Origin of the sequence: Streptomyces shenzhenensis (assembly GCF_021462265.1) — a bacterium.
Lineage (GTDB): Bacteria > Actinomycetota > Actinomycetes > Streptomycetales > Streptomycetaceae > Streptomyces > Streptomyces shenzhenensis.
This window is the reverse complement of the sequence record NZ_JAJONF010000043.1, coordinates 1-26,099: the sequence shown is the minus strand read 5'-3', so window position 1 is coordinate 26,099 and position 26,099 is coordinate 1. Positions and strand designations below refer to the sequence as shown.

Annotated in this window: 18 protein-coding genes; 2 read left to right on the top strand and 16 right to left on the bottom strand. The window is 73.2% G+C overall.

All coding sequences use genetic code 11. From position 1 onward, the window contains the following. Positions 1-42 precede the first annotated feature (42 nt). Complete coding sequence (locus LQ326_RS36880) at positions 43-1,395, top strand: alpha/beta fold hydrolase (protein WP_234543436.1); 1,353 nt, start codon at positions 43-45, stop codon at positions 1,393-1,395. A gap of 56 nt (positions 1,396-1,451) precedes the next feature. Continuing rightward, positions 1,452-3,020 carry an MFS transporter gene (locus LQ326_RS36875; RefSeq protein WP_234543435.1) on the top strand — a complete coding sequence of 523 codons (1,569 nt, stop codon included), beginning with the start codon at positions 1,452-1,454 and terminating at the stop codon, positions 3,018-3,020. A gap of 126 nt (positions 3,021-3,146) precedes the next feature. On the opposite strand, the gene LQ326_RS36870 is transcribed toward LQ326_RS36875, so the two are convergent. The 16 genes from LQ326_RS36870 to LQ326_RS36795 all read right to left on the bottom strand — a co-directional run. Beyond that, positions 3,147-3,956 (bottom strand): alpha/beta fold hydrolase, encoded by an 810-nt coding sequence (locus LQ326_RS36870; RefSeq protein ID WP_234543434.1) that lies wholly within the window; start codon positions 3,954-3,956, stop codon positions 3,147-3,149. Between the two features lie 3 nt (positions 3,957-3,959). Next, a complete protein-coding gene (gene dpgC / locus LQ326_RS36865) occupies positions 3,960-5,243 on the bottom strand; it encodes a (3,5-dihydroxyphenyl)acetyl-CoA 1,2-dioxygenase DpgC (RefSeq protein ID WP_308402096.1) in 1,284 nt (427 codons plus the stop codon). A 302-nt stretch (positions 5,244-5,545) separates the two neighbouring features. Continuing rightward, positions 5,546-6,235 carry an enoyl-CoA-hydratase DpgB gene (gene dpgB / locus LQ326_RS36860; RefSeq protein ID WP_234543484.1) on the bottom strand — a complete coding sequence of 230 codons (690 nt, stop codon included), beginning with the start codon at positions 6,233-6,235 and terminating at the stop codon, positions 5,546-5,548. Positions 6,236-6,252: 17 nt separating this feature from the next. Next, positions 6,253-7,356 (bottom strand): 3,5-dihydroxyphenylacetyl-CoA synthase DpgA, encoded by a 1,104-nt coding sequence (gene dpgA, locus LQ326_RS36855; RefSeq protein ID WP_234543433.1) that lies wholly within the window; start codon positions 7,354-7,356, stop codon positions 6,253-6,255. A 108-nt stretch (positions 7,357-7,464) separates the two neighbouring features. Continuing rightward, positions 7,465-8,742, bottom strand: a complete 1,278-nt coding sequence (locus LQ326_RS36850; protein ID WP_234543481.1) for an aminotransferase-like domain-containing protein — start codon at positions 8,740-8,742, stop codon at positions 7,465-7,467. Between the two features lie 309 nt (positions 8,743-9,051). Next, positions 9,052-11,619, bottom strand: coding sequence for a helix-turn-helix transcriptional regulator (locus tag LQ326_RS36845; RefSeq protein WP_234543432.1), 2,568 nt, complete (start codon positions 11,617-11,619; stop codon positions 9,052-9,054). 111 nt (positions 11,620-11,730) lie between these two features. Beyond that, positions 11,731-12,633, bottom strand: a complete 903-nt coding sequence (locus LQ326_RS36840) for a ParB/RepB/Spo0J family partition protein (RefSeq protein ID WP_234543431.1) — start codon at positions 12,631-12,633, stop codon at positions 11,731-11,733. A 478-nt stretch (positions 12,634-13,111) separates the two neighbouring features. Further along, a complete protein-coding gene (locus LQ326_RS36835; protein WP_234543430.1) occupies positions 13,112-15,229 on the bottom strand; it encodes an ABC transporter ATP-binding protein in 2,118 nt (705 codons plus the stop codon). A 46-nt stretch (positions 15,230-15,275) separates the two neighbouring features. Next, a complete protein-coding gene (locus tag LQ326_RS36830; RefSeq protein WP_308402095.1) occupies positions 15,276-15,500 on the bottom strand; it encodes an MbtH family protein in 225 nt (74 codons plus the stop codon). Between the two features lie 349 nt (positions 15,501-15,849). After that, entirely contained in the window at positions 15,850-17,109 is a 1,260-nt protein-coding gene (locus LQ326_RS36825; RefSeq protein WP_234543429.1) for an ABC transporter permease, read from the bottom strand. Further along, positions 17,106-17,828, bottom strand: a complete 723-nt coding sequence (locus tag LQ326_RS36820; protein ID WP_234543428.1) for an ABC transporter ATP-binding protein — start codon at positions 17,826-17,828, stop codon at positions 17,106-17,108. The genes LQ326_RS36825 and LQ326_RS36820 overlap by 4 nt, the downstream gene beginning before the upstream one ends. Then, on the bottom strand, positions 17,825-19,156 hold the full coding sequence (locus LQ326_RS48455) for a peptidoglycan-binding protein (RefSeq protein WP_234543427.1): 1,332 nt from the start codon (positions 19,154-19,156) through the stop codon (positions 17,825-17,827). Before LQ326_RS48455 ends, LQ326_RS36820 begins: the two co-directional genes overlap by 4 nt. Beyond that, the gene (locus LQ326_RS36810) at positions 19,153-19,770 is read right to left on the bottom strand and encodes a hypothetical protein (RefSeq protein WP_234543426.1); all 618 of its coding nucleotides are present in this window, start codon (positions 19,768-19,770) and stop codon (positions 19,153-19,155) included. Before LQ326_RS36810 ends, LQ326_RS48455 begins: the two co-directional genes overlap by 4 nt. A 62-nt stretch (positions 19,771-19,832) precedes the next feature. Further along, positions 19,833-20,063 carry a ferredoxin gene (locus LQ326_RS36805; protein ID WP_234543425.1) on the bottom strand — a complete coding sequence of 77 codons (231 nt, stop codon included), beginning with the start codon at positions 20,061-20,063 and terminating at the stop codon, positions 19,833-19,835. A 95-nt stretch (positions 20,064-20,158) separates the two neighbouring features. Then, complete coding sequence (locus LQ326_RS36800) at positions 20,159-21,364, bottom strand: cytochrome P450 (RefSeq protein ID WP_234543424.1); 1,206 nt, start codon at positions 21,362-21,364, stop codon at positions 20,159-20,161. Positions 21,365-21,371: 7 nt separating this feature from the next. Continuing rightward, positions 21,372-26,099, bottom strand: a 4,728-nt coding sequence (locus tag LQ326_RS36795) for a condensation domain-containing protein (RefSeq protein WP_234543423.1), incomplete at its 5' end; no start/stop codon positions are given.

Below are 26,099 nucleotides of genomic sequence, written 5' to 3'. Positions count from 1 at the left end.
CTCGCTCCTCTCCGGTCCCCCTCGACTCGCGGAGCCGCCGTCATGCCTCGTCCCCCCTTCCCCACCCTCGCCGCCACCTGTGCGACCGCCCTCGCCACCGCTCTGCTCGGGCCGGCGGCCGACGCGCGGGCCACGGCCGGCGACCACTACTCCGGGACGCTGTCCGACGGCGCCACCTGGATCGCGGACAGACCCGCGCAGTGGAACGGCAGCCTGCTGCTGTTCAGCCACGGGTTCGGACCGACCACCGCCGCCGACGCACCGTCAGCCGCGGTACGCCAGGCCCTGCTGGACGCCGGCTACGCCCTCGTCGGCTCCTCCTACGACCCGAACGGCTCGATGTGGGCGCTCGACTCAGCCGAGCGGGACCAGTTCGCGGCGCTCAGCGCCTTCCGCCGGCAGATCGGAACGCCGACCCGGGTCATATCGGTGGGCCAGTCCATGGGCGGCCTCGTCAACGCTCAGATCGCCCGCGACGGCGCGGGACGCGTCGACGGCTCCCTCGGCCTGTGCGGCCTGGTGGCGGGCGGTGTGGATCTGGACAACTACCAACTGGACGCCGAGTACACGCTTGCCACGTTCTTCGACCCCGCCGACACCGGCCAACTCGTGAACCTGGACAGCCCGGCCGATGCTGTCGCCCTGGCCGGCCGGCTCACACAGGCCGTGGAAACGGCACAGCAGACCCCAGCGGGACGCGCCCGGATCGCCCTGGCCGCCGCCTACCTCAATCTGGCCGACTGGGCTCCGGGCCGGCAGCCGCCCGCGCGTGGCGACTTCACGGGCCAGGAGGAGCAGCAGTACGCATGGCTGGCCCAGGGGCTGCTCGGTTTCATCGTCCCGGCGCGGTGGTCGGTGGAGCGGTCCGCCGGCGGGAACACGTCCTGGAACAAGGGCGTCGACTACGCCGGCCTGCTGCACAAGTCCAGCCACACCCCGCAGGTCAAGGCGCTCTACCGCGACGCCGGACTCGACCTGCGAGCCGATCTGAACACGCTCACCCGCGGCGCGGACATCTCGGCCGACCCGGCCGCGGTGGCTCATCTGAAGCGGACCTCCACGGCCGGACAGCGACTGGCCGTGCCGCTGCTCGACATCCACACCACCGCCGACCAGCTCGTGCCGGTCGAGCAGGAGTCGGCCTTCGCCGCCCGCGTGCGCAGGGCCGGAGACTCCGTGCTGCTGCGACAGGCCTACGTGGCACGCCAGAGCCACTGCAACTTCACCACCGCCGAAGTGCTCGCCGGGCTGCACGCCGTGGAGCACCGGCTGGACACCGGGCGCTGGGACGACTCCGCCACCCCCGCCGTTCTCCAGCACGACGCCGACGCACTGGGTCTCGACGGCGCCGCCTTCACCGACTACAGGCCGCATCGGCTGACCGGCACCCGCTGATCCCGAAACCTCTCCCCCTCGCCCCGAGTTCGCGCATCTCAGGAGCCCCCGTGTCCATGACGACCGAACCCTCCACCACAACCGCCGTCGGCCGTGGCCTGACCACCGGCACCCTGGTCGCCGGTCTCCTCGCCGTCTGCCTCGCCCAGGTCGGGCTGGCCATACCGGCGACCCTCAACGGACTGTTCCAGTCCGACCTGCACCCGGTCGGCTCTCAGCTCACCTGGATCTCCGACGCCTTCTTGTTGCCGGTCGCCGTACTGGAGTTGACCTTCGGCCTGCTCGGCGACCTCTTCGGCCGCAAACGGCTGCTGATCGGCGGCGCCTCGCTGCTGGCCGTGGGCGAGCTGGTCAGCGCCACCGCCTCCGGCGTCCACCAGCTCTGGACCGGACAGGCCCTGGCAGGGCTGGGCGCCGCGAGCCTGTTCCCGACCTCGCTGGCCGTACTGGCCGCCGCCACCACCTCAGCCACCCAACGGGCCCGGGTCATCGCGATGTGGGCGGCCCTGCTCTCCACCGGCGGATTCCTCGCCCCCCTGCTCGGCGGCATCACCGCCACCTACGGCTCGTGGCGGTGGTCCTTCGTCGTGGTCACCGCCATCGCCGCGGTGAGCGCCGCCGTCAGCGCCCTGTTCACGGTCGACTCCAGTGCCCCCGAGGGGCGTTCACTGGACGTGGCGGGCCAACTGACCATCGGTCTGGGCCTGTTCGCCCTGCTCTACGCCATCATCCAGGGGCCCACCGACGGCTGGGCCTCGCCCTCCATCGTCATCGCCTTCGTCCTGGCGGCCGCCTTCCTCGCCGCCTTCGTCCTCGCCGAGAAACACGCCAAGTCCCCGCTCCTGCGCCTGGACCTGTTCCGCAACCGCGCCTTCGCGGTGGCCTCGGTGGTGGCCGTGGTGGGGATGTTCGCCTTCCTGGGCACCGCCTACTCCGTCAGCATCCGGCTCGGCCCCGTGCAGGACCAGGCCCCGATGCGCACGGCCCTGGCCTTCGTCCTGCTCAACGGCGTCGCGCTGGCGATGCTGCCGCTGACCGAGAGACTGCTGAGAACGGTGGCGCCGGGGCTGCTGCTGGGCGCGGGGCTGCTGTTGATGGCGGCGGGCGACTACTGGACGGCGACCCTGCCGATCACCGACACCGCGTTCACCTCGCTGATCCTGCCACTCGGTCTGGTCGGCCTGGGCTTCGCGATCACCGTCTCGTCGATCACAGCGACGGCCGTCAACACCGTGCCGGTGCGCTTGGCCGGCATGGCGAGCGCCACCACCAACCTGCTGCGCGACTTCGGCTTCACCCTCGGGCCGGCGGTCATCGGCGCCGTGGCCCTGAGCCGCGCGGCAAGCAGCTTCTCCGACTCGCTGACCGACTCCGCGCTCCCGCAAGCGCTGAAAGGCGCGGGCGCGGCCGTACTGGAGGAGGGCGGCCCGCTCGCTGTGAACGGTGCCTCGGCGGCGTCACCCAAGCTGGCAGACCTTCACCCACTCGCCCTGGACGCCCTCGGCCACGGCTACTCGATCGGCTTCGTCGTCTGCGGCTCGGCCGCACTGTTCTCGGCCCTGCTGGCACTCGTGACGCTCCGGGGGCGGGCTGCCTCGCGTGACGAGTCCTCGGAGCAGCGGTAGCGGCCGATCCTGAACTCGACGGCACCGGCGTGCTCCTCGCGGTCGGCGCGGTCTCCTTGCTGACGGGGCCCTCCGCCCGAACGACCGACCGACTGGTCGGAAAGCAGCGGGTCCCGTGGCACGGCGTCACACCCGGGTGCCCGCGAGATGGCCGAGGAGTTCGGCGTTCACCTCCTCGGGCCGCTCCAGATAGCCGAAGTGGCCGCAGCCGGGGATCTGGGTGTACCGGCAGCCGGGGATGGCGTCGGCGAGTTCGCGGGTCAAGCGGGGGCGGACCACCAGGTCGTCGGCGAAGGCGACGGCCAGACACGGCCGCGTGATACGGCGGTAGGCGGCCAGCCGGTTCGGGATGAGCTCCAGGCCCAGCTGGGCGCGGACGGCGGCGGGATCGGGGAGGGTGAGCTCGAACAGGCCCAGCCAGTCGGTGAGCCGCGCGTCGTCGTCGAGGGTGCGGGGTGAGAGGTTCTGCAGGGCGTGCCGGTGGGCCGCGACCGCGGGCGGCAGCCGGACCCCGCCGTCGGCGAGCGCGAGGTCGGCGGCGGAGGCGGCAGCGATCAGCGCGTCCGTGCGGCCGCCGCCCGCCATCAGGACGGCCCGGTCGACGAGTTCGGGCCGGGCCAGGACCACCTCCTGCACGATGATCGCGCCCAGCGAGTGCCCGACCAGCCGGCACGGCGCCGCGCCGAGGTACTCGATCAGCGCGGCGACATCGGCGGCCAGGTCCGCGAGGGTGAAGGAACCGGCCGGCTCCGGGCCGAGCCCCCGGTTGTCGAGGGTGACGACCCGCAGGCCGGCCCGGCGCAGCGCCGGCACCTGGTGGGCCCGCCACACCCGGCCGGGGGCGCCGGTGCCGGCGACCAGCACCACGGCCGGGGCGCCTGCGGCGCCGTACTCCTCGTAGGCGAGGTCCCTGCCGTCGATCCGTGCGTACGGCACTCGTCACCCGCTTCCCGCCGCGAAGCGGCCGACCTTGCCGATGACGTCCTCGCCGTAGATCCGCAGGGCCTGCTGGAGGGCGAACTCGGCCATGTAGGCGCGGAACGCGTCCTCGGGTTCGTCGGCGAGGTTGAGCATCCGGCGGTTGGCGAGCACGGCCTCGCCGTCGAGCCGGTCCAGGCCGCGTTCGACGGCGGCGTCCATCTCGTCGGGCTCGGCGACCTCGTCGACCAGCAGCCGGGCCGCCGGCTCCGCCGCCCTGATTCTGCGGCCGCCGAGGATGACCTGCCGGGCGAGCCGGGGCCCGGTGAAACGGCCGAGGCGGAAGTTGCCGGCGCCGGGGACGATGCCCTCCTTGGCGGCGGGAAGGCTGAAGTACGCGTCCGAGGCGGCCACCACGTGGTCGAAGACGAACAGCATCTGCATGCCGCCGCCGATGGCGAAGCCGTCGACCGCGGCCAGCCACGGCTTGTCGGCGTACCTGGTGTGCCAGGTGGCGGCGTCGCCGAGAGACAGGCCGCGGGCGAGTTTGCGGAGATAGCCGAGCTCGCGGCGGAGCAGGAAGCCGACCAGCGGGATACCGCCGGAGCTGAGGCTCTTGAGGTTGATGCCGGCGCTGAAGATCCGCCGGCCCCGGTAGCGGGGGTGGGTCATCTCGCCGCCGCGCACCAGCCCGACCCGGACGCCGGGGTCGAGCAGGGCCAGGTCGACGGCGGTCTCCATGTCGTCGACCTGCTGCTCGTCCTCGGCGTTGAGCCGGTCGCCGCGGCAGAGCGTCAGCCGGGCGACGCCGTCCCGGCGTTCGAGCCGTACGGACTCCGTCTCCAGCACGCCCGTGCGCCGGAACTCCGGCAGCAGCCGGATCGCGCGGGCGGTGGGCCGGAGCATCGCATCGAGCAGGTGCGGGCCCGCGACCGGCGAGCGCAGCACGGCCCGCAGCAGGATGCCCTGGTCGATCTCGTGCCCCTCCTTGTCGGCCTGCGGCCGGGCCCGCTCCTCCGCGATCCGCTCGGGACCGGGGACGAGACCGGGAAAGGCACCGGCCGCCGCCTCGACCAACTCGTCGAGGCGAAGCGAACGGGTACGGCCGTCGGTCAGCCGGTCGTAGACGGCATCGGCATGCATGTCGAGGAACCGGGACCGCGCGGCTCGCGCCGCGTCCTTCACCGCCTCGGCGGCCTCCCGCGCGGCGACCCCACGTCCCGCCGGCCGCACCAGCCCGGCCAGTACCCGGTCCACCTCGGCCGACGCCGCCACGACGTCCTGCCAGCCGGCCGGCTCCGCCACGGCGGCCGGCGGGCCATGGAGGTCCGGTGCCGCGGCGGCCCGCCCCGTTCCCCCGGCCTCCTCCGCAACGGACCGGAAGCCCTGGAGAACCGGCTGCCCTGTGGCCTCCACGAGAGACCCCTGGGACCGAAGCTCCGATGCTCCGGGGTTCTCCACAGCGGACGCCGGGCCTGGGAGCCCTTCTTCCCCAGAGCTCCCCGCGACCGACACCTGACCCGAAGGCCCCGGCTCCCCGGGACCCTCCACGGCAGGCCTCCGGCCCGGAACGCTCGGTCCTCCCGAGGGGTCCGGTGAGGTGGTGGTCATGCCGGCTCCTGGGTGGGGTGGCGGCGCAGGGCGCGGTCGCAGGCGGCGAGGTGGGAGCCGAGGGCGTCTTCGAAGGGGGTGGTGGCGGCGTCGAGGAGGAGTTGGCGGCGGACGGCGAGTTCGGTGCCGGCGTGCGCGGCGTAGCGGGTGGTCAGGGCGGCGAGGGTCGCCTCCGGGGCGGCGGTGAGGGTGTCGGCCAGGCCGAGGGCGAGGGCCTGTTCGGCATCGATCGGGTCGCCGAACAGGACGGCCCGGCGGGCGCGGCCGGCGCCGAGGAGGCGGACCAGGCGGAGGACGGCCATGCCGGGCCAGGTGGCCTCGCCGTCGGAGGGCAGCACCAGCCGGGTGCCGGGCGCCGCCAGCCGCAGGTCGGCGGTGAGGAAGGCGTCAAGGGCGGTGCCGCCGGTGTCCCCGGCGGCGACGGCGACGGTCACCGCGGGCAGCCGCTCGAAGCGGCGCAGGGTCCGTTCCCACTTGGTGACCAGGGCGGTGTCGAGACCGTCCGTCCAGTCCGCGGCGGGCGCGCCGGTGACGCGCAGCACGGCGACGGCGGGGCCGCCGTCCTCCACCCGGTCGCAGAGCGCGGCGAGTTCCTTCACGGCCACCGCCGTCGGCGGCCGGCGGCCGTCCACGTCCAGGGCCGGCGCTTCGTCCACGGTCACGTCCACGTCTCTCACGCCTCTCACGTCTCGCGCCTCTCCCGTCACCACTGCACCAGTACCGTCTCGAGGGTGGATCCCGGCCCCATCGTCATCAGCACGCCGTAGTCGCCGGGTTCGGCGGCCTTCTCGTCGAGCAGCCGCTCGTAGGAGAAGAGGAACGAACCGCTCGACACATTGCCGTAGTCCCGCAGCACACCGACCGTGTGGCGCAGGTCGTGGCGGGTGAGGCCGAGATTGACGACGACCGAGTCGATGACCTTCTTGCCGCCGGAGTGCACCAGCCAGTGCCGGATGTCGCTGCGGCGCAGCCCGGTCCCGGCGAGCAGCCGGTCGATGACGATCTCGGCGTGCGCGCCGACCACGTACGGCACCTGCGGGTCGAGGTAGAAGCTGAACCGGCCCAGGTCGCGGTCCCAGTCGTAGCGCATCGCGCCGACCGCCTCGGGGATGATGCAGCTGGCGAACTTGAGGAGGGTCGGGCCCTCCTCGGCGGTCACGGCCTCCTGCGGGCCGGAGAGCAGCGCGATCGCGCCGGCGCCGTCGCCGAAGAGGCTGTTGACGACCGCGGTGCGCATGGAGGAGTCCATGGCGTAGGCGGCGGAGCAGGCCTCCGTGCACAGCAGCACGGCCAGTTCCCCGGGGTGCGCGGCCGACCAGCCGGACACCAGGTTCAGGGCGTTGAGGCCGGCGTTGCAGCCCATGCCGACGATGTCGCTGCGCGAGCAGTGCCGGTCGATGCCGAGCTCGCGGATGAGCAGCGCGCTGATGCCGGGGGTGAGGAAGCCGGTGGAGGTGACGCAGCACAGATGGCGCAGGTCGGACAGGTCGGCGCCGGCCCGCTTGAGGCAGGCGCGGAGCGCCTCGGCGCCCATCTCGACGGCCGCCCGTTTGTGTTTGTCGAGGAGGTCGCCCTGGCTCTCGGGGCCGCGCACGCCGTCCGTGCCGGGCTCGGGCAGCCGGAGGTGGCGCCGGTCGATGGCGCTGTTGCGGAAGACGGAGGTGATCTTCGGGTCGCTGATCGCGAAGGCGTCGAGGACGTCCTGCTGGGAGTAGGAGGCCGGGGGCACCGCGGTGCCGACGCCGGTGATGCGCGGCCGGTGCGCCGCGGTGACGACGCCGTCGCCTGCCTCGAGCGTGATGGTCATCGGAAGGTCCACCCCCACATACGGGACTTGCTGCGCGGTTTTTGACGTGATCGCGGAGTCGTGCCGACATCGCGCACGGATTCCACCTTTCGGGAACGTTCGGGAAATTCAGCGCTGCGGGCTGTTCACGGGTTCGGGAACGAGGTCCTGGTCCGCGGCCGTCTGTGCCTCGATGAAATCGGCGAGGCGCGCTGTGCCTTCCTTGATCTCGGTCTTCGTCAGATAGCTGGTGGAGAGCCTCAGTGCATGCTCTCCGCCGCCGTCCGGATAGAAGTAGCTGAGGGGTGTCCAGAGCACCCCGAATTTCTCGGCGGACCGGGCGAGTGCCGCGTTGTCGGCCCGGAAAGGGACCCGGACGGTGAGGAAGAAACCACCGGCGGGCCGGTTCCAGCGGACGCCCAGCTCCGCGCGGCGCGCGGCCGGCAGCCGGGCGTCGAGGCAGCGCAGGGTGGTCCGCATGGCGTCGCCGTAGTAGGCGGCGGGCTCCTCGTTGAGCGTGGAGATCCGGCCGTCCGCGGCGAGCAGGGCGCCGGCCACCACGGCCTGGCTCAGCGAGGAGGTGTTGACCGTCACCATGCTCTTGATCCGGGTGAGTGCGTCGGCGAGCAGGCCGGTGTGCCCGTCCTCGTCGACGACTTCCTGGTCGGCGACGGCGAAGCCGACGCGCGCGCCGGGGAAGACGGTCTTGGAGTAGGAACCGAGGTGCACGACGGTACGGGACCGGTCGAGCGACTTGAGGGTGGGCAGCGGGGTGCCGGGGCTGACCCGCCGGTAGGGGCTGTCCTCGACGATCAGCAGGCCGTGCCGCTCGGCGGCGGCCAGCAGCCGGTGGCGGGTGTCCCGGTCCACCGTGTTGCCCGAGGGGTTGGAGTGGTCGGGGATGACGTAGAGGGCGCGGGGCCGCCGGCCGGCCGCTCGTTCGCGCGCGATCACGGTCTCCAGCTCGGTCAGCGAGAAGCCGTTCTCGTCCTCGTCGACCGGGACGACGGTGACGCCGAGCAGCCGGGCGGCGCCGGTGATGCCCGAGTAGCAGGGGCTGGCCACCAGGACGACGTCCTCGGGGCCGGCGACGAGGGCGCGCAGCACCAGCAGCATGGCCTCCTGGGCGCCGACGGTGACGACGACCGACTCCGGTGGTACGTCGATGCCCTCGTCGGCGCGGAGCGAGTCGGCGATGATGTCGCGGATCTGGCCGGCGGTGGGGCCGTACTGGTAGAGCGCGGTGCGCACCTCGGCGGGGGTGCGGCCGAGGGCGGCCAGGTGGTCGAGATAGCGGCGGAGATGGCCGAAGACCTGCTCGATGTCGAAGAATCCGTCGTAGGGCCGGCCCGGCGCGAACGAGATGGCGTCGGGATAGCGGTGGGTGATCTCGTTCAGGAACGTCATGGTGTCCAGGACGGGATCGCGGACGCTGGCGTGCAGGTCCCCCCTGCTCAGCACACGGCCGTCGGGCGACCTGTTCGGGAATGCGGTGGCGGACACAGAAACGCATCTCCCCCGGTGAGAATCGACGGCGTCCATGGCCCTGAAATCATCAGGTGGGTCGCGCCGTTTTCCCGGTCAGCATCACATGATTCCGGCCGCCCCAACAACGTGTCCAAGAGGCCGGAAGGCCGGTTGGACGGGTTCCGGAAGGGCATGCGGAAGACACCGCCGAGCAATGGCCAGAGATTTACGGAGGAACGCCGTCGAAGGCTAGACGTGGCTTTCTTCGACCATGTGCAGAACTTCCCCGGAGAAATGCGCGAGAGGTTTCGGAAGATCCGCCCGGCGGCGCACCTTGAGTTTCCGGTACACCTTGGTGAGATGTTGCTCCACCGTGCTCACGGTGATGCTGAGCAGGTCGGCGATCTCCCGGTTGGTGCGGCCGGCCGCGGCGAGCGCGCCCACCCGCCGTTCCGATTCGGTGAGTTCGGGGAGCGGTGCGGGGCCGGCGGCCGTGGCGGCCGGACGCGGGGAGCGGCGCAGTCGTACGGCGCCGCGCTGGCGCCAGTCCACGAAGCCCGGGCCGTGCAGCCCCCAGCGGACCGCGAGTTCCCGGCAGCGTTCGAAGTACCGCAGTGCTTCCGGGGTACGGCCGCGGGCGGCCTCGAACCGGCCCAGGGCGTAGCGGTAGGGCAGCGCGAACGGGGTGCCGGACATCGCGCCGGGGACGGGCACGTCGAGGGCGGCGCGGGCTGCGGCGGGGTCGCCGGCCTCGGTGGCCGCGAGCAGCGCGGTGGCGAGGGGCGCGCCGATCGCGATGCCCCAGGCGTCGGGGGTGAGCGTGAACAGCCCGGCGCGGGCGAGGCGTCCAGCTTCGTCGGCCTGGCCGCGGCGCAGCGCGGTGGAGGCGGCGACGGTCAGCAACAGGGCCCGCCGGACGGGGACATGGCGGTGGCCGGGCTCGGCGAGCAGGTGTTCGGGCCAGCGGTCGGCGCCGGTCAGCCGGCCGTCCTCCAGCAGACAGGCCAGGAGCAGCAGGGTGGCCGGGAGGGGGCCGTCGACGCGGGTGCCGCGCAGCGTCCGGTCGCCCGTCCGGTCGTCGGCGCCGTCGCCACCGTCCCCGCCGTCCCGGATGTCCCCGGCCCCTCCGCTGGCGCGGGCGAGCAGGGCGCTGGGAGCCGGGGTGGCGCGGGTCCGGGTGTGCGCGTCGGGGTCGGGGCGGACCAGCCGGAGCCAGTCGTCCAGGACGGCGAGTTCCGCGCGGGCGCCGGGGGCGCGGTCGGCGACGTTCCGCAGGACCGCCTCGGCCTGGGTGAACTGCCCGTTCCACAGCAGTTGTTCGACGACCGGGCGGGCTTCGTCGAAAGTGACCCGGCCGGTGCGCGCGGCGCGGATGAGCGGGGGCAGCCGGCGGGCGGCCGCGACGGGGTCGACGAGCCACTCGGCCTTGGCGAGGGCAGCGGCCGTCTCCTCCTCGCAGGGGGTGCCGGCGGTCAACTCGGCCGCGCGGCGCAGGTAGTCGACGGCGGGCCGGACGTCACCCGCGGCCAGTGCCTCGTGTCCGGCCGTCCGCAGCACGTCGGCCTGCCAGCGGGAGCGGGCGGTGCCGCGGGCGGCGAGCAGGTGCTCGGCGACCGCCCGGGCGGGCACCCCGTCCCGGTGCAGGAACTCGGCGGCGCGGACGCGGAGGGCGGCAAGTTCGTCGGCGCGCAGGTCCTCCAGGACGGCCGACCGGGCGGCCTCGGTACGGAATCCGGTGCCGTCCGCGAGCAGACCGGCCTCGCAGAGGTCGTCGGCGGTGCGCCGGACGCCGGCGATGTCCTCGTCGAGGAGGGCGGCGAGCAGGGCGGGATCGGTGACGGGGCCGGTGAGTACGGCGGCGGCGCGCGCGACCGCGAGGGCCACGGGGCCGGCGCGGTGCAGGCAGCGCAGATAGGCGTGGCGGAAGGCCGGGCCCGGGACCGGGTGGGTCGGCAGGGTGCCGGGGTGGTCGTCCCGGGTGGCGTCGGCGAGGGCCTCGACCAGCAGCGGGTTGCCGCCGGTCGCCAGGTGCCAGACCGTCGCGTCCACCCGGCTGACCGCGCCGTCGGCCGGCGCGGCTCCGGTCCGGACGTCCCGCGCGTCGTCGGCGAGAGCCTCGACCAACAGCGGGTTGCCGCCGGTCGCCAGGTGCCAGGCGGCGGCGTCCACGCGGTCCGCCGCACGGGCGCCCACGCGGTCCGCCAGCCGGCGCCGCACTCCCGTGGCGGACAGCGGCGCGAGCCTGATCCGGTGACTGTAGGGCAGGTAAAGGGTCTCGGCGTGCGAGGAGACCAGCGCCCGCTCGTGGCCGACGCATTCGGCGAGCACGACGAGCACGGCGGACGCGTCGATTCTGCGCATCAGGTAGCGGAGACAGGCGAGCGAGTCCTCGTCGGCGACATGCACGTCGTCGACGAGGAGCAGCACCGGTGCCCGTTCGGCGAGGCCGGTGACGGCCTGCGCGAAGCGCCTCAGCAGAGCGCGGGAGGCGTAGCCGCCGGCGGCCGCGGCCGCGGCGATCACGCCGCAGTTGTCGGCGGCCGGGACATCGACGGACCGGGCCGCCGCCCGCAGTGCGGTCATCAACTGTTCGATCAGGCCGAGCCGGTCGTGCCGTTCGGCCGGCGACGCCGTCGCCGACGCGCACAGCGCGCCCTGTCCGGCGGCCCACTCGGCGAGCGAGCGCAGCAGCGCGGTCTTGCCACAGCCGACGGGTCCGTCGGCGAGGACGACCGCGCCGCTGCCCGCGGCGCACGCCCGGTAGAGCTGGTGGAGCTGTTGGACTTCCCCGTTCCGTTCCTGGAGGTTGTGCGGCACCTGGCCCCCCGACTCACTGTTCCCCCGACAGCTTGCTTCCAGGGTAGTCGTTCATCGGTTGGTCCTGCGGTCGTTACCGCGACGGGTATGTCCGTTCTGCCGCTACGGCGGTCAGCCGACCGACGCCGTCACGTCCCGCCGGACGCGGGTCGCGAAGTCCGCCCACATGTCGGCGAGTTGGACGGCGAGGTCGGCGACGATGCCGCTGCAGTGCGGCGGCACGTTGCCGATGATCGCGTCCCACTCCTCCTCGCGGACGGCGTGGATCGCGAGAAGCCGCAGCAGGCTGCGGCCGGTCTCGGAGAAGCGCAGCGCCGGGTCGGCGGTCAGCCGCTTCACCAGGACGACCCGGTCGGGTCTGACGTCCACGCGGGTTCGGGTGGCGGGACGGGCCAGCCGCAGGGCGGTGGGTTCGCCCGGCGGCACCGGGACGGGCCTGGAGCCGGCCCCCTCGGCGGCGTCGGATCCGGCGCCGGCCTCGGTCGTGATGTCGTGGACCGGCTCGGCCTCGCGGTCGCGCCGCCGGGACCGGGGCAGTGGATCCTCCCCGTTGCGCAGGCGGTTACGCACGTCCCGGGCGGTCTCCGGGGAGATACCGGCCGCCCTGGCGACCTGGCGCAGGGACAACTCCGGGTTCTCCGAGAGCAGTTCGCCGGCGCGGATTCGGCCGGCGGCGCCGTCCAGCGGGCGCATCCGGCCGTCCTGGCCGAGCCTGCGCTCGTCCGGGGCGGTTGCACCGGGGCCCAGTCGGCGGCGGATCTCGCCGACGGTTCCGGGGGCGATGCCGGTCACGGTGGCCACTCTGCGGTCGGACCAGTGGGGGTGGGAGACGATGATCCGTTCCGCGGCGCGCTGCCGGTCGGCGAGCGCGAGTGGCAGCCCGTGGGTGACGTTCAGCTGGACCGCGAGGACGAACGCGGCCGATTCGTCGCCGTCGAAGAAGCGGGCGGCGATGGTGGTGTCCCCGCGCAGCCGGGCCGCGCGCAGCCGGTGAAAGCCGTCGATGACCCGCATCGTGGGACGGTGGACGATGATCGGAGGCAGCGCGTCGGGCGCCGCCGCGAGTATCTCGATGTGCTCTTTCCGTTCGCCCGCCAGCCGGGGAGACCCGGCCAGGCATAAAGCATCGATTTCCACTTGAACTACGGACTGTTGCTCGATTACTCCCCCGTGCTCCACCCCGACTCCTTGTCCGCCCCCCGCCGTCACGACGGGCGGCTTGCTTTCGCTCTCGAAAGAAGAATCTTCTTCCGAACCCTCCGTCCCGCGGGCTTTCCGCCGCCGATGCCGGACTACGCTGATATCTTGCTTATTTCGGCACCTAGCGCCATAAAGACACCCGCCGTGGACAACACCGAACGTAACAGTCCTCCTGGGCGTTCGTAACCCCTGTCACCCAGGGCGACCGGGCCGGCGTAGGGGTTCGACGGGTCGACGCAGCGGTGCCCGCGACGCCGTGGGACGTCGCGGGCACCGCTGCCGGGGGACGGATTCAGCGCGGTCGGGGGCCTCCCGACCCGCCGGGACCGCCGGGACCGCCCGGTCCGTCGGGACCGCCGGGACCGAAGAACACCGGTCGTGGCCCCGGTCCGGCCATCCCCGGACCGGGCATCCCCGGGCCGCCGGGTCCGGGACCGAAGCCGACCTGCCGGGGGCCGGAGCCCACCGGTTCCGGGACCCACTGCGCCGGCAGCCCCTCCGGGTCGTCCTCGGCCTCGGCGGCGAGGGCGCGGCCTGCGAACTGGGTGCGGTGCAGCTCGGCGTAGAGCCCGCCGAGTTCCAGCAGTTCGTCGTGGGTGCCGCGCTCCACGATGCGCCCCTGGTCCAGGACGATGATCTGGTCGGCGTCCCGGATGGTCGACAGCCGGTGCGCGATCACCAGCGAGGTCCGGCCCGCGAGCGCGGTCTTGAGGGCCTGCTGGAGGGCGGCCTCGGACTCGGAGTCGAGATGCGCGGTCGCCTCGTCGAGCACGACCACGGGCGGGGCCTTGAGCAGCAGCCGCGCCATGGCGATGCGCTGCTTCTCGCCCCCGGAGAGCCGGTAGCCGCGGTCGCCGACCATGGTGTCCAGCCCGTCGGGCAGGGAGGCGACCAGCTTCCAGATCTGTGCGGCCCGGCAGGCCGCGACCAGGTCCTCCTCCGTGGCGTCCGGGCGGGCGTAGAGCAGGTTCTCCCGGATGGTGGTGTGCAGCAGGTGCCCGTCCTGGGTGACCATGCCGACCGTGTCGCTGAGCGACTGGAGCGTCAGGTCGCGCACGTCGCGCCCGTCGATGAGGACGGTGCCCTCCTCCGGGTCGTACAGCCGGGGCACCAGGTGGGTGGTGGTGGTCTTGCCGGCTCCGGACGGGCCGACCAGCGCGGTGAGTTTGCCGGCCGGCACGGTGAAGCTGAGATCACGCAGCGCCCAGGTGTCGCCGTCGCGCTCGGGTGTCGGCGTGGCGAAGGCCTCCAGGGAGGCGAGGGAGACGTCGGCGGGCCGGGGGTGACGGAACGACACGCCGCGGAACTCGACGGCGGGGGCGGTGTCGCGGGCCGCGCCGGCGGGCAGTGCCACCGCGTCGGGCTTCTCGGTGACCAGCGGCCGCAGGTCGAGGACCTCGAAGAGCCGGTCGAAGCTGACGAGCGCGGTCATGGCGTCGGCCTGGGCGTTGGCCAGCTGGCCGACCGGGGCCATGAGCCGGGTGAGCAGCGTGGTGAGGGCCACCAGGGTGCCGATCCGGAAGGCGCCGTGCACCGAGAGCACGCCGCCGACGCCGTAGACCACGGCGGTGGCGATCGAGCCGATGAACATGGTCGCCAGGAAGAGCATCCTCATGGCGACCGAGTTGCGGACGCCGATGTCACGGCCGCGGGCGGCGAGCCGCGCGTAGCCGACGGTCTCCCGGTCCGGGCGGCTGTAGAGCTTGGCGAGGAGGGCGCCGGCGACGTTGAACCGCTCGTGCATGAGCGAGCCCATCTCGGCGTTGACGTTCATGTGCCGGCGTGCCAGGCCCTGCAGGCGGCGGCCGATGAGGCGGCCGGGGAGGATGAAGAACGGGACGAGTGCCAGCGAGATCAGGGTGATCGTCCAGGACAGGTAGAACATCGTGGCCAGCACGAAGACCACGGTCAGTCCGGCGGACACCACGGTGGAGAGCATCTGGGTGACCGCCTGCTGGGCGCCGACCACGTCGGTGTTGAGGCGGCTCACCAGGGCACCGGTCTGGGCGCGGGTGAAGAAGGCGAGCGACTGGCGCTGCACATGGTCGAAGACCTTCACCCGCAGGTCGTAGACGAGGCCCTCGCTGACCTTGGCGGAGAACCAGGTCTCGCCGAATCCCACGAGGACGGCGAGCAGGGCGACGGCCGCCACCGCGACCGCGAGTCCGACCACGGTCCCGGTGTCCCCGGCCGCGATGCCGTTGTCGATCAGGTACTTGAGCAGCAGGGGCGGGGCGACCGCGCAGGCGGCGTTCAGCGTGGTGCAGACCACGAGGACGCCGATGGAGCGGCGGTGCCCGCGGGTGTACGGGATGATCCTTTTCAGCGTGCCGGGCTTCGCCCGCTGGCTGTCGTTCGAGGAATCCGGCCCGTCGGATCGGATTATGACCGGGCCGGGTCCGCCCATCATGGCCACAGGTACTCCCTGGGTCGTGTCGCTGCGGTGGGGCCGGCCATCAGCGGGCCGCCTCGGGCTCCCTCATCGCGTCGATGAGGCTCTGCGGACGGAGATCCGTCCAGTTCTCCTCCACATAGGCGAGGCATTCCTTGCGCGTGGCCTCCCCGAAAACGAGCCGCCAGCCATTCGGAATTTCCGCGAACGAAGGCCACAGCGAATGCTGGTTCTCCCTGTTCACAAGCACCAGAAAAGTCCCGTTTTCATCGTCGAACGGGTTCATGATCGCCCCCACGGATTGCGTTCCTCGACGGAAGGAAGATGGATGGGAAAACCTTAGCCGACCCTTATGGAGCGAACAAGGCTGACCAATTCCAGGGGCAATCCACGGTTATGGGTATTGTTCTGATTATTGCTCTTGGCATCGCTCTGGATATTGCTTTGCGCCGGGATGTGCGCAGTCGGGTCAACGGTCTCACGTGTCGGACACCCGTCGCGACAGGGTCGTCCAACCGACCGGCCCGAGCACTTGGACACCGGGCGGGCCGGGGTGCGGCGCCCCCGCCGGCGGGGGCGCGTGTGTGCGTACGGCGGGGGCGCCGCGGTCCCGGATGTCAACCCTCGGACGAGGTCGGTCAGTTGGTCGCGAGAGCCTCCGTCGGGGGCAGCCGGGCCGCTCGGACCGCGGGGTAGAAGCCGGCCAGGCCCCCGATGACGAGGGTGGCGGCCAGGCCGCCGACCATCGCCCACAGCGGCACCAGCACGGCCCAGCCCTGGTAGGTGGCGTAGCCGCCGGTGACCCCGATGCCCAGCAGCACCCCGCCCACGCCGCCCAGCCCGGACAGCAGCAGCGCCTCGGCGAGGAACTGGATCCTGATCTGGCCGCGGGTGGCGCCGAGCGAGCGGCGCAGACCGATCTCCGAACGCCGCTCCAGCACCGAGATGACCATGGTGTTGGCCACCCCGACACCGCCGACCAGCAGCGCGACCCCGCCCAGGCCCACCAGCAGCCCGCTCAGCGCGCTGTCCGTGGCCTGCTTGGCGGCCAGTGCGTCGGAGGGACGGGAGACGTTGACCTCGTTGGGGTCCTCGGGGGAGACCGTCGGGCCCAGCACCGCGTGCACCTTCTCGACGTCCGCGTCCTTCGCCCGCGTGTAGACCGTCGTCGGGTAGCCGTCGAAGGACAGTTCCTTCTCCGCCACCTGCCAGCCCACGAACGCCTGCGTGTCAAGGGCCGGCAGCAGCTGGTTGTGCGCCAGCAGACCCACCACGGTGAACCAGCGGTTGCCGAGCCACACCTGTACCTCCGGCCCGGCCTGGTGGATCCCGAGGCTCCGCGCCGTCTCCGAGCCCAGCACCACGGCCGGGAAACGGCTGGTGGCGCCGTTGAGCCAGCGGCCGTCCACGATCTGGCCGCCGATGGAGCGGAGCAGGTCGGTCCGGGCCGCGCTGACCGTGAGGCCGCCGGACTCCACCGCCGGAATATGGTCGTTGCGGTAGATCTTCACGTCCGTGGTGCCCGTCGCGGAGGCCGAGATCACCTCCGGCCGGTTCGCGATCATCGCGACGGCGTCCTTGGACAGATGGGCGTTCGAGCCGTTCATGGTGGTGCCCGGGGCGACCGTGAGCAGATTGGTGCCGAGCGCGGACAGCTTCTTGTTCAGGTCGTTCGTCGACGAGGTGGAGATGCCCACCACGCCGATCATCGCGGCGATGCCGATCGCGATGCCCAGCGCGGAGAGGAAGACCCGCATGGGCCGCGAGCGCAGGCCCCAGCCGCCCACCCGGGCCACGTCGGACAGGCTCAGCCGGGCTGCCCGGGGCCGCGGCGGCGGGGGCGACTCGGCCCACGGACGCTCCCGTCCGGCCGGCAGCGACGCCTGCGTCGTACTCATCGCGCCACCCCCGCCCGGACCAGCGCCCGGGGCTCCGGCGACCCCGCGTCGTGCTCGATCCGGCCGTCGCGCAACCTGACCTCGCGCGGCAGGGACGCCGCGATGTCCCGGTCGTGGGTGATGACGACCACCGTCGTCCCGGCCTCGTGCAGTTCGTGGAGCAGCTCCATCACCACCGCCCCGGAGCGGGAGTCGAGGGCGCCGGTCGGCTCGTCGGCCAGCAGCAGCGGCGGATCGCCGACCACCGCGCGGGCGATCGCCACCCGCTGCTTCTCACCGCCGGACAGCTGCTGCGGCTCGTGCAGGAGCCGGTGTCCCAGGCCCACCCGGCGCAGCGCCGCCTCGGCGACCCGGCGCCGCTCACGGCGCGGCCGTCCGCTGTACAGCAGACCGTCCGCCACGCTGTCAAGGGCGGAGACCCCGGACGCGAGGTGGAACTGCTGGAAGACGAAACCGATGGTGCCGGCCCGCAGCGCCGACAGCTCGCGGTCGTTGAGGGAGTCCACCGCGTGGCCGGCGATCGCCACCGTCCCCGAGGAGGGCAGGTCCAGCGTGCCCATGATGTTGAGCATGGTGGACTTGCCGGAGCCGGACGGGCCGACGACCGCGAGCATCTCGCCGCGGTGGACCACCAGGTCCGCCTCGACGAGCGCGGCCACGTCCCCGTACAACTTGCTGACCCCGGCCAGCTCGATCACCGGGTGGGCTGCGAAGGTCACTTGGGAACCCCCACGACCGTGCCCGCGGTGATCCCGGTGCCGGAGACCTCGACCATGCCGTTGCCGAACATCCCGAGCGTCACCTTGCGGTACTCCGTCTTCGTCCCGGTCACCACCTCGACCGCGTAGCCGCCGTGCGGCAGCGCGTACAGGGCGCTGATCGGCACCGCCAGCACGTTCGAGCGCACGCCGGAGGCGAACTCGACGCTGACGGCGGCGGCCTGGTAGGAGCCGAGCTTCTTGGTGTCCTTGACCTTCAGCTCGACCGGGAGGGTGGCGTTGGAGGAACCCGAGCCCGCGGAGCCCGACGAACCCCCGGAGTCCGAGGAGCCCGAACCGGAGGCGTTCCCCGACGAGGTCGGCGTACCGATGTCCGTCACCACCGCGGTCACCGTGGAGTTGTCCGGCAGCGTGACCGTGGACTCCCCGCCCTTCTTCGCCAGGTCCGCGTACTGCACGGGCAGGTCCACGGAGATGACCCGGTCGGTGCCCGTCCAGGTGAGCACGCTCCCGGCCAGGGTGTCGCCGATGGCGAGCCCCGCCTTGGCGACCCGGCGCGCGCCGGAGGCCACCACCGCGTCGCCCACCTTCACCTCGCCCGTCTCCGTACGGCCGAGGTCGCCCTGCCACTTCTCGACGGCGGCGGCGGTGTCCGAGTCGTAGGTGCTGTCCACCGTGAAGCCCTTGTATCCGAGGGCCCGGAGGTTCTGCTCCAGCATCTTGACGTCGCTGCCGCTGCTGCCCGGACTCAGTGTCCGGTACAGCGGCACCGAGCCGTAAAGGAGCGGCACCGACTGCTGGTTGACCTTGTAGACCGGCTTCCCGCGGGTGATGGTGTCGCCGTCCGAGGGCATCCAGGTGACGATCCCGGCGGCGGACGCCGAGCCGCCGCCCTGCGCCGACTGCCCAGACTGGGACGAGCCGGAGGCTCCGGAGGAGGGGGCCTGCACGGCCGAGGTGTCGCCGTACCCGAGCTGCCCGTCCATGGTCTGGGAGCTGGTCAGCGTCGTCCGCTGTACCTTCGCCGTGGCCGGCGGTCCGGTCGGCGCCGAGGCGTCGGCCTGTCCGCCCCCGCCGCCGAACGCGCCCGAGGCGGCGCCGACCGCGGCCGCGGCGATCACCACGGCGCATGCGGCGATCAGCGCGGTACGCATACCGCGGCGCCGTCCGCGCGGGGCCGGCTCTGCCGCCGGCTCCACCGCCCCACCGCCACCGCTCCCGTCGAAGGAGGGGAGGGTCTCGGCCCGGGGTTCCAGCTCCCCTCCCCCGGCGTCCGCCGCCTCCTGGGCGGACACCCGCTCGACGGTGCCCTCTTCCTGGCTCGTCACTGCTGCGGCCCTCCCATGAAGGCGAGCGTGCCGCCGGGCCGGATGCTGTAGCACGCCTCCGCGGCCTTGGAGAACTTGGGATCGTCCCGCCCGGACAGACCGGCCGCGTTGGCATCGATGATGATGGTGTTCCCGTTGACCTGGGGGTCCTGGAAGTTGGGCACGCCGTGCTCACGGATGCACTTCGCCCACGCCGCGACCTTCGTGGCGTCGAAGGCGCGGCTGCCGGCGGCGTCACCGGTGTCGCCCTGGTACAGCAGGCTCTGGCAAGCCGACTGGGCCGACTTGAACGTCGGCGAATTCTGGTCGACACCCTGCGGGATGACCAGCTTGACACCGCCCCCGCTGTCCTCCGTCGGGTCGGGGAAGTTCGAGACGCCGTGCTCCCGCATGCACTTCGCGTACGCCACACCGGCGCTGCTCGAACTGCCCGACGAACCCGACGAACCCGATGAACCCGATGAACTCGCGGAAGAGGGATCCGAGTCCCCGACCGAGGTGGACGCGTCGCTGGAGCCCGAGTCGGAGCAGCCGGCGACGAGCGCTCCGGCTGCCACCACGGACAGGGCCAGCAGGAGGGGCCGGGCCATGCGCTTCTGATGGTAATTCGGCATACCAGCAGTTCTACGGGGGGCCCGGTCACACCGGGGTTGCAACGGGCGTCCCCTGCGACCGTTCAGTCAGTCCGGTCCCTCGCGCCGCCGGCCGGCCCGTCGTGCCCGTCGAGAGGCACCACGGAGATGGCCCGGGCCGGGCAGCGGGACGCGGCCGCACGCAGCGCCGGAAGCGCCTCCGGCTCCGCCTCACGGACGCGTGGCAGCACCAGGCCGTCCTCCTCCGACTGGTCGAAGAACGCCGGCTCGAACAACGCGCAGGCTCCCGAGCCGACGCAGCTGTCGCGGTCCACGCGTATCCCTACCCGCGCCGTGCTCCGCGCGGATCCCTGTGCCGGTCCGTCAACCGGTCCGTCGACCGGTCCGTCAGCCGGTGCCTCCGTCGGTCTCACCAGAGGACCGGCAGCGTCTCGACGCCGAACTGCGGCGCCAGCACCCGGAACCGGAGCTCCTCCACCCCGGCGCCGAGCCGCAGGTTCGGGAAGCGCTCCAGCAGCCCCGTGAAGGCGACGCGCATCTGCAGCCGGGCCAGCGCCGCGCCCAGGCAGAAGTGGACGCCGTACCCCAGGGCCAGGTGGTTGGCGGGCTCGCGCGCGATGTCCAGTCCGTCGGCGGAGCCGCCACCGCCACTGTCACCGTTGCCGTCGGCGTCGCCGTCGCCTTCGCCGTACGGGCAGCGGTTCGCGGCGAACACCGAGCACGACACCACCTCACCGGCCTTGATCACCTCGCCGCCGATCGCCACGTCCACCAGCGCCGTGCGCGGTGAGACGGCGGCCACTACCGAGACGTGCCGCAGCAGTTCCTCCACCGCCCGGTCCATCAGCTCGGGCCGTTCCCGCAGCAGGGTCATCTGCTCGGGATGGCACAGCAGCGCCAGGGTGCCCAGGGCGATCGTCTCCGCGGTGTTCTCGATCGAACCGTTGGCGATGCTCTCGCAGATGCCGGCGATCTCCTCGTCCGACACCGCGTTTCCGTGCTCCCGGATCAGCGCCCCGGCCAGCCCTTCGCCCGGATTCCGGCGCTCCGCCGCGACCAGCTTCCGGAAGTGCCCGACGTACTCCGAGGTCGCCGAGTGCCGGCGGGGGCTGTGCCCGGAGGCGCGGTGGTCGCCGAGCCGGGACAGCTCGGACAGGTCGTCACGGGGCAGGCCGAGGATCTCCGCGAGGATCAGACCGGACACGGGCCGGGCGAAGTACCGCATCAGGTCGGCGGGTTGACCGGCCCGCTCCAGCACGTCCAGGCGCTCGGCCACGATCCGCACCATCATCGGCTCCAGCGTCTTCATCTGCCGCACCGTGAACATCGGTGCCACCAGCCGCCGCAGCCGGGCGTGCACCGCCCCGTCGGTCTGCAGCAGGCTCCCCGGATGCGGATCGGGTTTACGGCCGTCCTGCTCCGGCGGCGGCATGCTGGAGAACCGCTCGTCGTCGGCAAGGATCTGCCGTACCAGCTCGCGGTCGGTCACGATCCAGTGGGGCATCCCGCCGGGCGGCCTGAACAGCGGCGTCCGCGCGCTGATCTCCCGGAGCTCCGGCACCGGGTCCAGCACGTTCCGGCGCTTGTCGATCGGAATCTCGAACGACTGCGTCATGCGCTTTCTACCTCTCTGAGACGGGCTTGTCGTCGGACACGGGCCGCTCGGGGGTGGGACGGGGTGTGCCGTCGGCGGGCTCGGGCTCGGGCTCGGCGGTTACGAGTCGTTCCGCGACCGTCCGTCCGATGGCCGCGGCGTGCTCGCCCCGCAGCATCCCCACGTGGTCGGCGGCGATCTCGAACGCTTCGATGCGGTCGTCGATGTACCGCTCCCAGGTCGTGCGCGCCGCCGCGAGCGACATGTGGGCAAGACCGCCCTCGGTGGCCAGGAACAGCAGCGCACCGCCGCCGAAACGCCGGGGCGTGTGCTCCTGCGCCAGCCGGATCATGTGCTGCTTCGTCTCCTCCATGTTGAGCGAGAACGAGTCGGCCGGCGGGTTCGACGCCCCCGGACCGTCGAGCAGCGCCCGCCCCTCCTGGTCCGCCCCGCCGTCGATGCGGACCAGCGTGCCGTCCGCCGGGTCGCCGTCGCCCTGCGGACCGGTGTCGTCCTCCCTGTGGTGCCCGCCCGGGAATCCGTCCAGCAGTGCCAGCAGCGCGACCTGCTCGCCCTGCGCCTCCAGCTCCGTCGCGATGGCCTGGGCCAGTACCGCGCCGAAGGACCAGCCGAGGAGCTGGTACGGCCCCTCGGGCTGCACCGTGCGGATCCGGGCGACGTAGTCGGCCACCAACTCGTCCACGCTGCTCGGCATCGCCCTGCGGTCGGTGAAACCGGGCGTCTGCAGGCCGTAGACCGGCAGGTCCTCGGGCAGATGCCGGAGGAGCGCGGCGTAGGACCAGGCCAGGCCCGTGCTGTGGTGCAGGCAGAACAGCGGCAGTCGGGAGCCTCCGCTCTGCAGCGGCAGCAGCGCGTCCAGGTCGTCGCGCCGGCGTCCGGGACGCCGCGGCGCCGCCAGACCGGCGCCGGTCTCCGCGGCACGCGGCTGCACCAGCCCGTCCGAGGTCCACGCGGCACGCCGCCCGGTACGCAGCATCAGGTCACCGCCGGGCCCGAAGGGGTCGGGGACGAGGCTGCCCGCGGTGCGGGCCGGCGCGCCGAGGTAGGCGCGGGCCAGCGACGGCCCGGCCACATACAGGTCGCCCGCCACTCCGACCGGCACCGGACGAAGCCACTCGTCGAGCACGTAGGCGCGGGCGGTACGGGGCAGCCGGACACCGTCCGACACGGGCTCACGCTCCGGTCGCCCGTCCGCGGCCACGGTGGCGGACGCGATGGCGGACGTGGTGGCGGACGTGGCGGAGGGTGCGGTGGCGGAGGGTGTGGCAGAGGATGCGGCGAGAGACGTCGTGGCATGCGTGGCGGCCGGGGCGGTGGCGGACAGCTGGGTGGGCGCGGCCGCCGGGACCGTCGCGGACAGCTGGGTGGGCGCGACGGCCTCCAGTATGACGGTGCGGCCCCCGCGCAGCGCGGCCAGCAGCCCGACGAGCAGCTCGGTGACGGGCGCGTTCGTATCCAGGAGGGTCGCTTCCCTGGCCGACTCCGCCGACGGGGAGGCCGCCTGACGGTCGATGACACGGCCGAGCAGCGACCGGTGGTCCACCAGCTCGCCCACGAGCGTGCCGTCGGACGCCCGCGCGGGCAGCACTACGGCCGGTTGGGACGGCAGCGGGTCCGAGACGGCGACGGTACGACGCAGGCGCCTGCCCCCGGCCCGGATCGCGTCCTCCACCCGCAGCACCGGCACCGCGTCGGGCCCGGAGCCCGTCCCCCGCGCACCCGACGGGGCGCGGCCCGCCGCGACCCCGCCCGCCACGACGAGCGCGGCCACGTGGGCGCAGCCCAGCGCGGCGGCCGCCGCCAGCGGCCCTCCGGGCGCGTCCGGGTCGGCGATCAGGCATACGGCACCGGACCGGAGCACCCCGAGCACGGCGACCGCCCAGCCGGTGCCGGGCCGAGCCGCCACCACCACGGTGTCGCCCGCGCCCGTCCCCAGTCTCTCCAGCCGCGCGGCGAGCCACGCCGTCGCCCGGTCCAGAGCGCGGCGGCTGAGGAGGCCGTACCCGTCCCGGACCGCCACGGCACGCGGGTCGCGGGCCACCGATTCGGCGAGCGCCGCAAGCACGGTGCCGTCCGGGACCCGGGCGGCGCCGCGGTTCCAGTCCTCGGTCAGCCGCCGGAGCTCCGACTCACCGAGCAGGATGTCGATCTGGCTGAGCCTCAGCTCCGGGTCGGCAGCCACCTGCCCGAGCAGGCGCACCAGCCGCCGCGCCAGGCCGACCGCGGTGGCCCGGTCGAACAGCTCCTCGGCGTATTCCAGGCTGCCGTCGAGGCCGTCCGGACCGCCGTCGTCCCGGTGCCGGTCGGTCAGCCGGACCGTCAGATCGAACCCGGACGCCTGGGCGCCCAGGCCGACGAGCGAGGCGTCCAGCCCCGGGACCGCCGGGGTGTCCCACTTGGCCGCGGTGTCGTCCCGCACGTCCAGGAGGACCTGGACCAGCGGATGCGGGTCACCGGGTGTCTCGTCCGCGAGCCCCAGGGCCTGCGTGATCCGCGCGAACGGCACGTCCCCGGACCGCTCAGCCTCCTCGCTGGTCTCCCGGACCCGGCCGAGCAGTTCCCGGAACGTCGGATCACCCGAGACGTCCGTACGCAGCGGAAGCAACCCGGCGAACGGCCCCATGACGGCCTCGAGTTCGCCTTCGGCAGCCGGCCGCGCCACCACGGCGCCGAGCACCAGGTCGGTGCCGGCCCCCATCCGGGCGAGCAGCATCGCCAGCCCGGCGTGCACGACGGCGACCGAGGTGGCGCCGAGCGGCCGGGCCGCCTCCATCAGACGGTCGTGCACCGTGGCCGGCACCTGCAACGGCACCGCGCCGGCCCGATGGCTCGGCCGCGCGGGTCGCGGCCGGTCCGCGGGGAGCGTGGTGGCGGGCGGCGCGTCCGCCAGCACCTCCCTCCAGTAGGCGATCTGGTCGCCGGCCACGCTCTCCTTCGCCCCCGTCGCGTCCTCCGCGGAAGCGTCCGCCTCCGCGAGCAGCCTGCTCTCCCACACCGCGTAGTCGGCGAACTGCAGCGGCAGGGCCGCACGCTCCGTGGCACGCCCCTCGCGGCGCGCGCCGTAGGCCACGGAGACGTCCCGCACGAGGGCATCCCTCGACGCGTCGTCACCGCCGATCCGGTGCAGTACGAGAAGCAGGACATGCTCGGTCTCGGAGAGCGCGAACAGGGCGGACGCCCACGGCGTTTCGCTCTCGAGGTCGAATCTGCGGGCGGCGCCGGCGGCCAGCAGCGCGGGAAGCGCCTCCTCCGTCGCCGCGACGGCCGTGAGGTCGGTGAGATCCGCGAGGACGGCCGGGTCGTCCGCGGTGAGGATCCGCTGGACCAGGCCGCCGTCCGGTGCCTCGGCGAAGACCGTCCGCAGGATGTCGTGGCGCGCGGCCACGTCCGCCAGGGCCGCCCGCAGCGCGTCCCGGTCGAGTTCCCCGCGCAGCCGGAGGGCCACCGACGACTGAAGGGCCCGCGTGCGCGGGTTGGCCGCGGCACGCCGCCACACGAGTCGCTGTCCGGCCGTCGCCGGCGCCTCACCGCCCTCGTGCTCCACCGGGACCAGCGACGGTCGTGACTTCGTCCCCAGGATGCGCGCCGCGCCGATCGGCGTGGGGTCACCGAAGAACTGCTTCAGGTTCAGCTCGGCTCCGGTCTCCGTACGGACCCGGCCGGCGAGGTGCATCGCGAGCGCCGAATTGCCGCCCAGGTCGAAGAAGTTGCCGTCGGCGGCCACCCGGTCGACGCCCAGCACCGTGGCGAACAGGGCGCACAGCATCGCCTCGGTCTCGGTCCGGGGCAGGAGACCCGAGCCGTCGTTCTCCGGGTCGGGGACCGGGAGGGCGGCCCGGTCGAGCTTCCCGTTGACGGTGAGGGGCAGGGCGTCGAGGACCACGACGGCGGAGGGGACCATGTAGTCCGGCAGCCGGGTCGCCGCGAACTCGCGCACGCCGCCGGCCTCCACCTCGGCCGCGGGGCCCTGTTCGTCGAAGCCGGCCGGAAGGACGTAGCCGACGAGGCGCGGGTTGCCCGGCCGGTCCTCGCGGACCATGGCCACGGCTGTCCTCACCCCCGGGTGCGCGGCGAGGACGGCTTCGACCTCGCCGAGTTCGACCCGGAACCCGCGGATCTTCACCTGCTCGTCGGCACGTCCGACGAACTCCAGCCGCCCGTCGGTCGTCCAGCGGGCGAGGTCGCCGGTGCGGTACATCCGCCCGCCGCCGTCACCGTCGTCGCCGTCGCCGAAGGGGCAGGCGACGAACCGCTCCGCGGTCAGGTCCGGCCGGTTCACGTAACCGCGGGCCAGGCCGTCACCCGCGACATACAGCTCGCCCGTGACGCCTGCGGGGACCGGTCGGAGGTAGGTGTCCAGGACGTAGGTGCGGACGTTGGGCAGCGGACGGCCGATCGCCGGCGCGGCATCCTCGCCGGTGATGCCCTCCTCCAGGAGGACGGCGGTGGTGATGACCGTGGCCTCGGTAGGACCGTAGGTGTTCCAGACCCTGGACCGTGCCCGCCACTTGGCAGCCAGACCGGACTCCAGCCGCTCGGCGCCCAGCACCCAGTTGCCGATACCGGCGACGTTCCCAGGCTCCAGCACGCCAAGAAGCGAGGGGACGACACTGGCGACCTGAACACCGCAGGCCTCGACCATCGCGGCCAACGCGGAAGGGTCCAGCCGCTCATCGGTCGAGGCGATGGCCAGCGTGCCGCCCGCGGCCAGGGTCACGGCGACGTCCAGGACGGC